This is a genomic window from Clostridium sp. AF32-7AC, from assembly GCF_003477925.1.
In the GTDB taxonomy this organism is placed as follows: Bacteria; Bacillota; Clostridia; order Lachnospirales; family Lachnospiraceae; genus Otoolea; species Otoolea fessa.
Genome location: NZ_QUEG01000001.1, coordinates 366,151 through 380,470 on the forward strand (window position 1 = coordinate 366,151; position 14,320 = coordinate 380,470).

Consider the following 14,320-nt stretch of genomic DNA (forward strand, 5'->3'; position numbering starts at 1 on the left):
GCAGAACAATTTGGTATCAGAAGGGTCAAAAGATTCGAAAATAAAACGGCTGGTTCACGGTTGGGGATGTGAAGCGGAAAGCCTTAGGACGGAGGAATAAGCGATGGCAAAAGAGGTTAAAACGATTGGTGTACTGACAAGCGGCGGCGATGCGCCGGGTATGAATGCAGCGATCCGTGCGGTGGTCCGGACTGCGATCAACAAGGGCATGAAGGTAAAAGGTATCATGCGTGGTTACGCTGGACTTTTGCAGGAAGAGATTGTGGACATGGACGGAACCAGCGTGGCAGATACGATTGGCCGTGGCGGTACGATCTTATACACAGCCCGCTGTCCGGAATTTATGACCGAGGAAGGTCAGAAGCGCGGCGCAGAAATCTGCCGCAAGCACAACATTGACGGTCTGGTCGTCATCGGCGGCGATGGTTCCTACCGCGGCGCCGGAAAGTTATCCGCGCTGGGAATCAATACGGTAGGTCTTCCGGGCACGATCGATCTGGATATTGCCTGCACCGATTATACGATCGGGTTTGATACCGCGATCAACACGGCGATGGAGGCGATCGATAAGGTAAGAGATACTTCCACCTCCCATGAGCGCTGCAGTATCATCGAGGTTATGGGACGCCACGCGGGATATATCGCCCTGTGGTGCGGTATCGCTAACGGCGCCGAGGATATTCTGCTTCCGGAGCGGTACGATGGCAATGAGCAGATGCTGATCAACCGCATCATCGATAACCGGAAACGCGGCAAGAGACATCATATTATCATTAATGCCGAGGGCATCGGACATTCCGCGTCGATGGCGAAGCGAATCGAGGCGGCAACCGGCATCGAGACACGTGCGACGATCCTTGGTTATATGCAGCGAGGCGGCGCGCCGACCTGTAAAGACCGCGTCTATGCGTCCATCATGGGCGCCAAGGCGGTGGAGCTGCTGGAAGAAGGAAAGACCAACCGCGTGGTAGCGTATAAGCACGGCGAGTTTCTGGATTTTGATATTCAGGAGGCGCTGAATATGAAGAAGGATATTCCGGAAGATCAGTATGAGATTAGTAAGCTGCTGATTCGTTAAGGAATTTGATGGCTGCTTGTGAGATGGGCTGGCATATGAACGGAGAACAGGCTTCTCAGGGATAAAGGGAGAGCCTGCTCTCCGTTCGTGCGTCAGCCCTGTTTGTGGGCAATGGAAAATGAAACAGATGGAGGTGCAAGAAAATGGCAGAAATGCAGAATCCCAATACAGATGGGGACTCCACCGTACTCTGCGGTGCGAATTCGTATGTGGAAAAATATTATCTGAATGAGCAGTTTTCGGGGCTGCCGGAGTCAATTAAGCAGGAATTGCAGATCATGTGTGTCATGTACACAGAGGACATCGGCGGTATTATTTTGCTGGAGTTTATGCCGGATGGCAGACTGCAGTTTAAGGTTGAGGCGGAGGAGAATGATTACCTCTTTGACGAGATCGGAAGCGCGCTTAAAATCAAGCAGTATCAGGCGGAGAAGCGTGAGCTGCTGGAATCGCTGGAGCTGTATTATAAGGTGAAGGTGCTGGGAATCCCGGCGGACGAACTGTTAGACGACGAGCAGATGGAACGGTATCAGGAAGATTAGAAATAAAATGAAGATTGGAAACGTAGAATTAAAAAATGCAATCGCCCTTGCGCCGATGGCAGGTGTGACGGATCTGCCGTTCCGTCTGCTCTGTAAGGAGCAGGGATGTGGTTTGATGTACACGGAGATGGTCAGCGCGAAGGCGCTTCTTTATAAGAACCGCAATACAAAGCCGTTATTAGAGACGCGGCCGGAAGAAGAGCCGGTTGCGGTGCAGCTGTTTGGCTCAGATCCGGAGATTATGAGCGAGATGGCGCTGCAGCTGGAGGAAGGACCGTATGCCATCATCGACGTCAACATGGGTTGTCCGGTGCCAAAGATTGTCAATAACGGCGAAGGTTCGGCACTGATGAAGGATCCGAAGCTGGCAGAGCAGATTTTGACGGCGATGGTAAAGAAACTTCATAAACCGGTTACGGTCAAATTCCGCAAGGGATTTAATGATTCGAATATCAATGCGGTTGAGTTTGCGAAGATGGCAGAGAGCTGCGGCGTGGCGGCGGTAGCCGTGCATGGACGGACGAGAGAGCAGTATTATTCCGGAAAGGCGGACTGGGACATCATCCGTCAGGTCAAAGAGGCGGTTTCAATCCCGGTCTGGGGAAACGGTGATGTATTTACACCGGAAGATGCTAAGAGAATGAAGGAAGAAACCGGCTGCGACGGCATCATGGTGGCGCGCGGCGCGAAAGGAAATCCATGGCTGTTTAAACGGATTCTCCACTATCTGGAAACCGGAGAACTTCTGCCGCCGCCGACTGCGGAGGAAGTAAAGAGGATGATTGTCCGCCATGGGACGCTTCAGACGGAATTTCGCGGCGAGGAGATCGCAATGCGGGAGATGCGTAAGCACGTGGCATGGTATACGGCAGGATTTCCACATTCGTCGGCGCTTCGCAATGATATAAATCAGGTGGAGACGCTGGAGGAGCTGGAACGGCTGGTGGATGAGAGAATTTAAGAGAAGGATGAATGTGTGGAATCAAAACGATGGTTGTGTTACATGGGTGGACGAAATCGGAAGGCACAGAAAAAGCACGAAAATGTAGGATTTTCCCTTGTTTTTAAAGCCATTATGGCACTTTGTGATTCTTGACATTACACCAAGAATCATGTATAATAGTGCGATGCAATTATTAGGGGATTCAGTGATGAATCGATAGAAGGAAGGATAGCTGTCATGGCAGAAAAGAAGAACATTTTAACTTACACAGGATTGAAAAAGTATGAAGATGAACTTCATGATCTGAAAGTAAATAAACGCCAGGAGATCGCACAGAAGATCAAAGAGGCGAGAGAGCAGGGCGACCTGTCTGAGAACGCTGAGTATGATGCAGCAAAAGATGAACAGAGAGACATCGAGGCAAGAATCGTAGACCTTGAGAAACTGTTGAAAAACGCAGAGGTTGTTGTTGAGGATGAGATCGATCTGGATAAGATCAGCATCGGATGCCAGGTAAAGGTACTGGACGTCGAAGAGGATGAAGAGATGGAATTTAAGATCGTAGGTTCCACCGAGGCAAACAGCTTAGATGGTAAGATCTCCAACGAGTCTCCGGTTGGTCGTGCCCTGCTTGGCAAGAAAGCTGGCGAGACCGTAGACGTAGAGACACAGGCGGGCGTTATCCAGTACAAGATCCTGGACATCCAGCGAGTATCATAAAGAGACGAAGGAGTGAAAGAGAAAGTGGCAGAGCAGAATCAGCAGAATAAGAACGAGGAGAAGGACTTAAATCAGTTATTAAAGGTGCGCCGCGAGAAACTGAAAGACCTTCAGGACAACGGAAAGGATCCGTTCCAGATTACAAAATTTGATGTAACTGCACACAGCAGCGAGATCAAGGATAACTTTGAGCAGATGGATGGCAAAGAGGTTACGATCGCAGGACGTATGATGTCCAAACGTGTGATGGGTAAGGCATCTTTCTGCAATGTGCAGGATTTAAAGGGCAATATCCAGTCTTATGTTGCCAGAGACAGCGTAGGCGAAGAGGCTTATAAAGATTTCAAGAAGATGGATATCGGTGATATTGTCGGAATCAAAGGTACCGTATTCCGCACCAAGATGGGAGAGATCTCCGTTCATGCAGAGTCCATCGTACTGCTGTCCAAGAGTCTGCAGATTCTGCCGGAGAAATTTCACGGACTGACCAACACGGATATCCGTTATCGTCAGAGATATGTGGATCTCATCATGAATCCGGAAGTAAAAGACACCTTTGTAAAACGTTCTCAGATCCTCAAGGAGATCCGCAATTTCCTGGATGGACGCGGATTTATGGAAGTGGAGACTCCGATGCTGGTAGCTAATGCCGGCGGTGCGGCTGCACGTCCGTTTGAGACCCATTATAATGCTCTGGATGAAGATGTAAAACTGCGTATTTCTCTGGAACTCTACTTAAAGAGACTGATCGTAGGCGGCTTAGAGCGTGTTTACGAGATTGGCCGTGTATTCCGTAACGAGGGTGTTGATACCCGTCACAACCCGGAATTTACCCTGATGGAGCTGTATCAGGCATACACCGACTACGAGGGCATGATGGAACTGACCGAGAGTATGTTCCGCTACCTGGCTGAGAAAGTCTGCGGAAGTTCTGTCATCAGCTATAACGGCACTGTGATTGATATGTCCAAGCCGTTCGAGCGCATCACCATGATCGATGCAGTTAAGAAATACTCCGGCGTTGATTTCAACACCGTTAAAACTGACGAGGAAGCAAAGGCAATCGCAAGAGAGCACAATGTTGTATTTGAGGAGCGCCATAAGAAGGGTGATATCATCAACCTGTTCTTCGAGGAGTTCTGCGAGGAGAAGATGATTCAGCCGACCTTCGTTATGGATCACCCGGTTGAGGTATCTCCGCTGACCAAAAGAAAACCGTCCAATCCGGAGCTGGTTGAGCGCTTCGAGATGTATATCTACGGCCGCGAGATGTGTAACGCATACTCTGAGTTAAATGATCCGATCGATCAGAGAGAACGTTTCAAAGCACAGGAAGAGGCTTTTGCTGCTGGCGATGAGGAAGCAAATCATACGGATGAAGACTTCCTGAACGCACTGGAGATCGGTATGCCGCCGACAGGTGGTATCGGATACGGTATCGACCGTCTGGTTATGCTGTTGACCGATTCCCAGGCAATCCGTGACGTACTGCTGTTCCCCACGATGAAGTCACTCGGTGATGTAAATAAGAAAAATGATGTAAAAAATCAGGCTGCCGAAGAAATGAAAGCAGAGCCGGAAAAAATTGATTTCTCTAATGTAAAGATTGAGCCTTTATTTGAGGAAGAAGTTGATTTTGATACATTCAGCAAGTCAGATTTCAGAGCTGTAAAGGTTAAAGAGTGTGTTGCAGTACCGAAGTCAAAGAAACTCCTTCAGTTCACTCTTGATGATGGAACAGGCACAGATCGTACGATTTTAAGCGGTATTCACGCTTATTACGAGCCGGAAGAACTGGTTGGTAAAACACTGATCGCCATCACAAACCTTCCACCAAGAAAGATGATGGGAATTGAGTCTTGCGGTATGTTATTATCAGCAGTAAATAATCTGAAAGACTCAGAAGATGAAGAACTGCATCTGCTCATGGTTGATAACCACATTCCAGCAGGTGCAAAGCTCTATTAAGATGAGAAACTGAGCCTTGCGGCGGTGTGCGCTTGCGAACACCGACATAAGGCGAAAAACGCACGGAGACGCCAGTCGACGTGATGTAAAGATGTACCATTTTACCGAATAGACGGGACGTACTTCATTTGATAAAAAACTAAAAAAACAACGATTTACATCAAACTTACATCAATTGATGCAGAAATCGGTGCAAGCAAGAAAAAATCGCATAATTAGTGCAATGAGTGGGCAATTCCAATCGGAGTTGCCCATTTTTAAAACAAACAGAAATACAAATCGGAAGTTGGAGGATACACGCATGAAAATTGTAATCATTAATGGAAGTGCAAGAAAAGGAAACACGCTGACAGCAATCAATGCATTTATAAAAGGAGCATCAGAAAAGAATGAAATTGAAATCATTGAACCTGACAAACTCAACATTGCACCATGCAAGGGATGTGGTGTCTGTCAATGCTCTAAGGGATGCGTCGATAAGGATGATACAAATCCTACAATTGATAAAATTGCTGCCGCAGATATGATTCTTTTTGCTACACCAGTTTATTGGTGGGGAATGTCAGCACAATTGAAACTTATCATTGATAAGTGCTACTGCCGTGGATTGCAGTTAAAAAACAAAAAAGTTGGCACAATTGTTGTAGGTGGTTCTCCCGTAGGCAGTATCCAGTATGAGCTGATTGATAAGCAGTTTGACTGTATGGCAAAATATCTTTCATGGGATATGCTTTTCAAAAAATCATATTACGCAACAGCCAGAGATGAACTTGAAAAAAATAAGGATTCCATGAACGAACTTGAGTGGATCGGAAAAAATTTATAAAGCACACACCAAATTCCAGTTTGCCAACTTGCCCTTTGAGAGAGGAGAAATCCCTTTCTCAAGGGGCTTTTTCTATTTATACAGATATTCGCAAACTACAAGATAAAGCTAAAACTTCATATACTCTAAGCACAAGGAGGTTGAGGTTTGGCTATGAATAACAGTTTAGCAGAAGTACACCCGGAGCTTGTTTCGGAGTGGTCGGAGAAGAACTTACCGCTTACACCTGATACTTAAATGAAGAAGAACGAAGCCCAGTGATACAATCACTCATTGCACTGAAGAACAATTTAGCAGCTCAGGGACGATACACCGATGCAGTAGATGATGTTCTATGTAAAGTGCTTGAAGCAAAGAAAAAGAAATTGAAAATTGAATACATTTAGAACGTGTTTTGTCGTCTGTTTCCTAACCGGAGCAGGCGGCTTTTTTTATTTCGAAAAATTTTTTGAAAAGCAGCGATTTTGGGTGTGCATTTCATACCCCTTTGTCCAAATGAGTGAAGTCCTTCAGGAAGCAGGTGGACAGTTAGAGCGTTCTGAAATTAGAGACAGAATTAGTGAGTTAGATGAGCATATTGCTGAATTTGAACAGAAACTATATACATCTAATAAAACAGGAAATCAGTACAAAAAATTTGATGTTAAGTTTAATTTTGCTATTAAAGAGCTTAGTTATGTCGGACTCATCTGCCACCTGCCGTCTGCCGGTGCATGAATACTTTCAAGTATCAGGAGTAAGTAAAAGTAGATTGACAGATAATATAGAAAAGCGTATTATAATAATAAGAGGTGGGATTTCCCACACAAATGCTTGCGTAGGAGGTGTTGGTAATGGAAGCGATGAAAGATTATGTTGCCCATCTGGATAACAAAAAAAGAATTACGCTCAGAGGAGCTGCTTATCAGTATTACAATGTAAAAGAATACGGAAATGGCTGCATTATTCTGGAACCTCGGGAACTGGCAGTGCCTGAGAGCATTTCAGCCAGAACTCTGGCAGATATGGATCGTGCAGTAAGTAACTTTAAGAGAGGCGATGTTTCCCCGGCTATTGACCTGTCAGATTTTTAAAAGGAATAAGAGATGAATTTTAATATACGAATGGGAATTCCTGAAATGCAGGAACTTTGGTTAGATCTGCAGGAGAAATATCGTTCCGGTAATATAAAAAAGAAGGAAGAACAGTTGTATAAAAAATGGGGAAAGGCTTTAAAGCTGTTGTCGGCTGATCCGGGTTATCCGAGTCTTCAAACCCATGAAATAGAGCCATTATCCAGACGTTATGGAATGAAAGTGTGGCAATCATATCTGGAAAATAAAACCAGTGGCGCAATGAGAATGTACTGGGTTTATGGACCGGACCAGAAAGATATTACAATTATCGGACTGGAACCACATCCGGAAGATAAGAAAAATGGCGCATACGACCGAATTTCACTGTCGGATTTGTAGAATAAAACTGAATATGGAACTAAAATACGAGCAGTTAGTCTATGAAAAATAGGTTAGCTGCTTTTTTCATGCAAAAAGGTGAATCACAGGGACGTTCAGACGGAAGATATGTATATACTTATACGGATCCTCTCGGAAGACGTAAATATGTTTATGCACAAGACCTTGTAACGCTTCGGGAAAAAGAAGCACAGCTCATGAAAGATCAGATGGACGGTCTGGATATATAATCTAACGTATTATCCGGTAGGAGAAGACCGGGCATCGGAAAATCACATTTCAACGCCGAAAACAGAAGCCGGAATGCGTACGATTCCCATGTTGGATACAGTGAAAGATGCTTTTGAAATGATCTGGGAAGAGCAGAAAGAAAATGGCTGGACAGATGCAGAGATTGATGGGATGACAGGCTTTGTTTTCTGTAACCGTTATGGAAATATAATGAATGCCCAGTCAGTTAATCGGGCAATCAAGAGAATCTCATCTGCTTATAACGCAACAGAAGAAATAGAGGCAAAAAAAGAGCATCGGGAGCCGGTGCTGTTGCCGGATTTTTCAGCGCACAGCTTGAGACAGACATTTTGCACAAGGCTTTGTGAAAGAAAAACGAACCTGAAAATAATCCAGTCGATCATGGGGCATAAGGATATTCAGACCACTGTGGATATCTATGCAGAAGCGACAGAGAAAAAAAACAGGAAACATTTGAACATTTGGCTGCAACAATGGATGTATTTTAAGAAGGGCTTATGAACCCTTTCATCTGACAACAGAAATAACCAAATGACATCAAATTGACAACAGATATGATTTGACAATGATTCATCATGAATGGTGATGAAGAGAAGACAATTTAATAGAAATAGCACAGCGAAGCATCACGAAGGGTAATGAAGAAAAATTAAAAAAATTCCCGACGATGAAGAGTTTGGAGAAATAAAATGCCGAAAACAGGGCGTTTTCAAGCAATTTAAGAGGCTTAAATTTGTATTTTACGACAGAGTTACGACAAATGATGAGCCATGATATAGTAAAAAATATTTCTAAACTTAAAAAACAGGTTGCTAAATTCAGAGAAACTGTATATACTAAGGATAGAAGTAAATGTTTGCCGCTTGCTGATGGTGCGGGGTATAAATAATTCAGTTCGTAAATGAAGCCACTTGCTATACAGGTGGGATAAAAATAGTATAGTTTGTAAATGTTCCCCATCAGTGAATGCTGATGGGGAATTTTATCACATAGGAAAGGTTATTTATGGAGATACAACAGGGATATTCGTATCATATCAAGGATGAATTTTTTGACTTGGTTCAGGATAAATATTTGATGAGTAATAAGGAACAGGGGAACTATCGTCCTCATTACTATGCAATTCAGGATAGAAAAAATCCAAAATTGTATTGGATGATACCAATTAGCTCACAAGCTGAGAAATACAAGGAAATCGTTGAAAAGAAAAAGAAACGATATGGTAAATGCAATACGATAGTGATTGGATTATTTGCACGGAAAGAAAATGCTTTTTTGATACAGAATACATTTCCTGTTATTGAAAAATATTTTGACCATGTTCATACGATTCAGGAACAGCCTGTAACGATACATAAAAAGTTGGATAAGGTACTTGTTGAAAATCTGAATGAAGTACTGGCTATGTATAATCGTGGAATAAAATTGACTTTTACGGGTATTAAAGCGATTAGGAATATTATGGAAGAAGAACTTGGAAAATAGAGAGGACACCATTGCTTATGCAAATGTAAGTAATGGTGTCCTTTTGTATGAGCAATGTTTATAAACCCACTGTAATTCCAACAAGAAAGGATTCCTCACCGGGAACGAGATCGAGATCACCGCCATGGCTTTCAATGATTTTTCGGACAGAGGAAAGCCCGATTCCATGATCAGCAGATGTACCCTTTCGGGAGAGGAATGTTTTTCCCTCTTGCAAGGCCAGACCGTCGTAAGTGTTTTCAATCTTCAAAAAGTACATATTGCCTCTGGTTTCGCCTGCAATGAAAACGCGGCGCACCCCTTGCTTTTGACGGCTGCACGCCTCAACGGCATTGTCCAAAAGATTGCCCAGCACCGTACACAGTTCCACATCGGTAAGCGGCATCTGATCGGGAAGATCGAGCCGCACCTGAAATTCTGTCCCTTGTGTTTGCGCCATGCCGTAGTAGTATTCAATCAGTGCATTTACGACGGGATTTTTGCAGAACTGGGCAGGGGAGTGACCCGATGATGCCGCAACCTGTTCCTCTACCTGTAACAGGAAGGAGCAGATCTCTGTCTGCCCATGTTCAGAGGCCATGCGGTCTATGGTGCGCAGATGGTGTTTGATGTCGTGGATCAGCCTTCTGTTTTCTGCCGCTGCTTCAGAAACCTGACGGCTGTATTCGGTCTGCATAGAAAGCTGACGGATGACCTGCTTGCGTTCTTCCTGGAAAATCAGGCTGTTTCCATATCCTTCTATCACATCGCGCCAGAGGGAATAACCGATGGCTGCTGCTATGAAAAAGCTGCCCCATTCCAAAAACCAACCGCCGATAACCGGCTCATAAACCGGCAGAAGGCGATCCCATATAAAGGCGCAGGTTGCGGCTGCCGCAGCATAGAAGATCGGCCTGCTCCGTTTTTCTCCTCTGTGAATGGCAAGCACAGCGATGATAAGCAGATAGAGCGCAGATGCCGCCTTATAACAAAAGACCGATGCAGAGAAGAAACGAATCGCTCCAAGGGAGAGATGGGAAGCCATCATGCCATACACAAACGCATATACCAGGAAGGCAGCGCCCACTCCATTACTGATGGCCGCAGGCAGGAAGCCCGGCCTGCATATCCGGTTTTGCAGAACTACGATCAGCCAGGTAACCAGATAGATACAGAACAGTTCAATCGTGTACCAGGGGAATACGGGAACCGCAGCCAGCATATGAAGCACAGGATAGGATGACAGGCCGCACATGGCAAGGCAGATCAGTCCGAACAGGAATGTATTTTTCTGTTTCATCCGGCGGCTGAAATAAAAGGACAGCAGCGCACAGACAAAGGTAACCGTACAGCTGAACAGGCAGAATGCAAACCGGATTCCTCTGGTTGTATTGACCGCTAGCATCGTTCCGAAAGCAGGCGGATAGACAATCCCTCCGTAAAAGTGGTCATAGTTGCTGACCGCTATGGTGAGTGTGACCGGTTTTCCGCCATGAAAAGTGACCATGCGGTTTTGAACCAATGGTGTCCCCTGTGCCGGTTCCCCCATTTGCAGGATCAGGTCATGATCCAGATAAAGGTTGTAAGCAGAAAACACTTCCGGGATTTCCAGCGCATATGTTTCCTTCCGTTCCGGTAGAAAGAATGTCATCTGATAAGTCCCGCAGCCATAGGGAGAAGGGTTTGCAGGGCTGGAGAAATTGGTCTGCTCTCCAATGGAAAGGTAGCGCATATAATGGCTTTCATCTTGTATTTCTTCCGGGGTTAAAAGCGCGTCAGGATAAAATGCCCAGCCGGATACCAGAAAGCGCACCGGTGACTTTTGAAGTTCTTCCTCAGAAAGCGCTAGAATCCCATTTGCCGCCTGGATTGTGTTCTGGCTATATTTATTATTGAACTGATACAGGCCAAGAAAAAACAGGGATGAGCACAGGCAGACCATACATAAGGCAGCATATTTTTTTACCGCAGAAGATACCATCTTATTTTCGCCTCCTCCTTAGGAAAAACACACCGGCAGACAGAAGAAGCAGACAGGCCGGAATCAAAAGGAGTATGGGCGACCGGCTATGCTCTGTGTCGGCGGCCTGTGCCAGGGAAACGGCATCTTCCTTTCCCACAATGGTGTATGCCCCTGTATGGCTGATCTGAAAGGAGACGGCTTTTGCCGCATCGTCATAACCGGTCATGGGAATTTCCACGCCGCTTTCATCACAGAGGAACCATGTGCCGGCTGCCGGGTCATTTGGACAGGGCAGCATGACAGAAACATCCGGCAGGGAGCTGAGCGCAGTTCCATTGATGGAAAACGAAAAAGAAAAACCGCCGTCCGTATCCTTTTGGATGATGACTTCAATCTGATCTTCGTTTTGGATGCCCTCCGGCAAGGCGTCTTTTGGTATGCTGATGGTGATTCCCTGTTTGGAAAAGACGGCTCTTTGCTCCCCTGTTTGCAGCATCATCAAAAAGCGCGTGCCGGAAATCCGGTCGGTGGTTTCATCGAAGAACTCTGAAAACGCGGAGTTTTGGGAATCTGCGCCTTCCTGGGGAACGGTCATAGCGCTTTGCACTGAATCTTTCCTGTTTTTCGATTCCGGTATAGTCGGTTCATCGGAACCAGCGTCTGGTTCTAATGCTTCCTCTGCATCACCGTTTGTCTGTTTCGATGGGAATTCTTCTTTATCTATGGAATCATCCTTTCCAACCCAGGATGGCTCGGAAGGCTTGTGATCCGTAGGCTTATTTTCTCCGCTGACCGGTGGTGCTTTTTCAGAATCATCGGAATTCGTTCCACCGCCATTTGTTGCAGGCGGTTTTGGAGGCTTTGTGGAGGGCCTGTCTGCGAAACCGTCATCCTGATCGTCGGTATCTTCAGGAGGCGGTTGAATGATGGTATCGGGAGGATTTCCGCCTGCATCCCCTCCATCCCGGTCGCCTTCATGGTACCCTTCAAGGACAATTTCATCTGCGTAGGTAAAGGAGAGGATGCCGGTCTGTCCGCCGTCATAATCCACCTGAAGGCGGTAACTGCTGCCCGGCATCAGCAGACGGGTAGCAATCGAGAGCATTTCCTGACCCACATAAACGCCACTTTCCAGACGGTTCCATGAACCGTTGTTTTTGGACAGCCATATACTGACCTTGTCCAGATTCCCCGGCGGTGTGACCCAGGGAAAATAAAGGCTTCCTCTGCGAACCAGGAAGCAGTTGATGTCTGGGCTGCCCGGAGCCTGTACAGAAACAGGAATTGAAATTTCAGGGAAATCGACACGATCTGCAAATATGGTATTTTCCGGTGCAGTCAGCCTTCCTGCTGCATGGTACAGTCCCACAGTATTCAAATCAATACCAGAAAAATCCCATTCCACCACAGCGGTGTAGCTGGTTCCATTTTCCGCATAGCATTCCAGATAGTAAGGGGAAAAGGCAAACAAATTTTCCAGCGTTTCGGTTTCGCTGCCCTCTTGAACCGCAAACGCGTCCGTATAAGGATACCATTGCTCTATGGAGGTGATGACAGCAGGCGGCATTTCTTTCACCCGGACGGAAATCTGAAGCTCCTGCAAGACAGCTTCACCAAAGGCATACCCCTCCGGCAGTTTAATCCGACCTGCTGCGGTATATTCGCCTGGAGTGGTCTGGTCAATGGCCGAAAAATCCCATGCGACAGAAAATGTTTCCTGCCGGATTTCTTCACCTGCTGTTACCGTGGCGCAGACGGTTTGATACCGAAGGGCCAGCTGATAAATTTCCTCCAGGTCATCATCAGACGGTGTGGTTCTAAGGGGCAGGGTGAAATCTGGCAGGGAGAGCAGTTCGTCTTCCTTTTGTATTTCTGTGACAAGGACGAGGGATACTTCTTCCGATGCTTCCGGGGTTTTGCTCTCCAGTGTCCCTGGAGTCTCGCTTTCTAAATCCGGCAAAATCTCCCTTCTTTCATCGGCATTGGATGGGGTTGCAGTTTCGGCGGCAAATGCTGGGATACTGCAGGTGAAGCAGAGGAGACAGGCCAGACAGCCCTCCAGAATACGCCTGTGCATTTGCTTCATTCTCATACGATACCCCCCATTCCAGAGAAAACATATTGACGGTAGGATTCCCGCAGCTGTTTTCCATTGCGGAGGGCAATCGGAAGTTCCTCCCCGTTTATCAAACGGAAGGTCTGACTGTCAACCTGGCTGATGTAATCCATGTTGATTAAAATGCCCCGGTAGCAGGGCAAAAAACGCTTGTCCTTCTGCAATGCGGCAGTAACCTCCTGAAAGCCTCCGCTTACCGGTATCACGCGTTCCGCCGTATGAATCCGTGTCATACGGTTTTGATAATCTATGTATAGAATCTTCTCTGTGGGAAGTTCCAGCTTTTGACGGTCAGCCATAACCGAAAGTGTCATCACTTCATAGGGCGGTTTTAGCTGGCACAGCTCCATCGCTTCTTCAAAATCTGCCTGATGGAGCGAAAGCGGCTTCAGCAGATAATAGCTGGCGGACAGGCTGTACCCCATCCGGGCATAATCTTCTGTAATGGTCAGAAAAACAATCTTACAAAGCCTGTTTTTCTGGCGCAGCCTTCTGGCGGCCTCTATTCCATCCATGTTCTCCATATAGATGTCCATAAAGACAAGCTGAAAATTGACCTGGGCGGCAGCTTTCAGAAAATTCTCTCCGCCCTCAAATTCTGTCAGCGTATAGTCCAGCTGATGCTTTTTCATATAATTTTCCAGGCAGGCAGACAGTTTTGCTCTGTCCTCTGCTCTGTCATCCACAATCGCAATCTGCATCGTGCCATCTCCTTTGCACAATAATCCAATATTAGTATAACATAAAACCGCAGGAAAAAACTTGCGTCTTAAACAGGAAACCTGCGTCTTAAACAAAGTCGGTTGCATTTCCCTTGACAAGATGCTACTCTAATTATACTACCAGACTTTCCGATGAGAAGGTCTGGTTTTTTTATGTCATAGGAACATCCTATGACATAAAAACGCTCCGCGGGATGCGCACTCGCGCGAAGAAGAAACATGTCGCAAGCGACCGCGCAAGGCGCAAGAATGTGCCAAGGCACATTCTTTCT

14 protein-coding genes and 1 pseudogene are annotated in these 14,320 nt (G+C 46.2%); 12 read left to right on the top strand and 3 right to left on the bottom strand.

Going from position 1 to position 14,320, the window contains the following annotated elements; translation table 11 throughout:
• Positions 1-103 precede the first annotated feature (103 nt).
• The 12 genes and pseudogenes from pfkA (at position 104) to DWZ45_RS01840 (ending at position 9,268) form a co-directional block, all read left to right on the top strand.
• Positions 104-1,078 carry a 6-phosphofructokinase gene (gene pfkA / locus DWZ45_RS01790; protein ID WP_117795852.1) on the top strand — a complete coding sequence of 325 codons (975 nt, stop codon included), beginning with the start codon at positions 104-106 and terminating at the stop codon, positions 1,076-1,078.
• Positions 1,079-1,221: 143 nt separating this feature from the next.
• Positions 1,222-1,620 (top strand): DUF6145 family protein, encoded by a 399-nt coding sequence (locus tag DWZ45_RS01795; RefSeq protein WP_022359305.1) that lies wholly within the window; start codon positions 1,222-1,224, stop codon positions 1,618-1,620.
• Between the two features lie 7 nt (positions 1,621-1,627).
• Positions 1,628-2,581 carry a tRNA dihydrouridine synthase DusB gene (gene dusB, locus DWZ45_RS01800; RefSeq protein WP_117795850.1) on the top strand — a complete coding sequence of 318 codons (954 nt, stop codon included), beginning with the start codon at positions 1,628-1,630 and terminating at the stop codon, positions 2,579-2,581.
• A gap of 219 nt (positions 2,582-2,800) precedes the next feature.
• Positions 2,801-3,283 (top strand): transcription elongation factor GreA, encoded by a 483-nt coding sequence (greA, locus tag DWZ45_RS01805; protein WP_107001044.1) that lies wholly within the window; start codon positions 2,801-2,803, stop codon positions 3,281-3,283.
• 24 nt (positions 3,284-3,307) lie between these two features.
• Entirely contained in the window at positions 3,308-5,251 is a 1,944-nt protein-coding gene (gene lysS, locus DWZ45_RS01810) for a lysine--tRNA ligase (protein ID WP_118467763.1), read from the top strand.
• 301 nt (positions 5,252-5,552) lie between these two features.
• Positions 5,553-6,077: a flavodoxin family protein gene (locus tag DWZ45_RS01815; RefSeq protein WP_118467295.1), complete on the top strand. Its 525-nt coding sequence runs from the start codon at positions 5,553-5,555 to the stop codon at positions 6,075-6,077.
• Positions 6,078-6,449: 372 nt separating this feature from the next.
• Positions 6,450-6,794, top strand: coding sequence for a winged helix-turn-helix domain-containing protein (locus DWZ45_RS14615; RefSeq protein ID WP_227589403.1), 345 nt, complete (start codon positions 6,450-6,452; stop codon positions 6,792-6,794).
• A 116-nt stretch (positions 6,795-6,910) separates the two neighbouring features.
• On the top strand, positions 6,911-7,150 hold the full coding sequence (locus DWZ45_RS01825) for a hypothetical protein (protein ID WP_005609451.1): 240 nt from the start codon (positions 6,911-6,913) through the stop codon (positions 7,148-7,150).
• Positions 7,151-7,162: 12 nt separating this feature from the next.
• Positions 7,163-7,531, top strand: coding sequence for a hypothetical protein (locus DWZ45_RS01830; RefSeq protein WP_015526702.1), 369 nt, complete (start codon positions 7,163-7,165; stop codon positions 7,529-7,531).
• A gap of 41 nt (positions 7,532-7,572) precedes the next feature.
• Positions 7,573-8,271: pseudogene (locus DWZ45_RS01835) on the top strand (site-specific integrase).
• A gap of 245 nt (positions 8,272-8,516) precedes the next feature.
• Positions 8,517-8,672, top strand: a complete 156-nt coding sequence (locus DWZ45_RS14475; protein WP_182426611.1) for a hypothetical protein — start codon at positions 8,517-8,519, stop codon at positions 8,670-8,672.
• 116 nt (positions 8,673-8,788) lie between these two features.
• Entirely contained in the window at positions 8,789-9,268 is a 480-nt protein-coding gene (locus DWZ45_RS01840; protein ID WP_118467297.1) for a hypothetical protein, read from the top strand.
• 58 nt (positions 9,269-9,326) lie between these two features.
• Here the strand turns inward: DWZ45_RS01840 and DWZ45_RS01845 are convergent, their stop codons facing one another.
• From DWZ45_RS01845 to DWZ45_RS01855, 3 genes are read right to left on the bottom strand one after another with little or no spacing between them, the layout of a single operon-like run.
• Entirely contained in the window at positions 9,327-11,228 is a 1,902-nt protein-coding gene (locus DWZ45_RS01845; RefSeq protein ID WP_118467299.1) for an ATP-binding protein, read from the bottom strand.
• A gap of 1 nt (position 11,229) precedes the next feature.
• Positions 11,230-13,302, bottom strand: a complete 2,073-nt coding sequence (locus DWZ45_RS01850) for a hypothetical protein (RefSeq protein WP_118467300.1) — start codon at positions 13,300-13,302, stop codon at positions 11,230-11,232.
• The gene (locus DWZ45_RS01855) at positions 13,299-14,027 is read right to left on the bottom strand and encodes a LytTR family DNA-binding domain-containing protein (RefSeq protein ID WP_182426612.1); all 729 of its coding nucleotides are present in this window, start codon (positions 14,025-14,027) and stop codon (positions 13,299-13,301) included. The genes DWZ45_RS01850 and DWZ45_RS01855 overlap by 4 nt, the downstream gene beginning before the upstream one ends.
• Positions 14,028-14,320 lie beyond the last annotated feature (293 nt).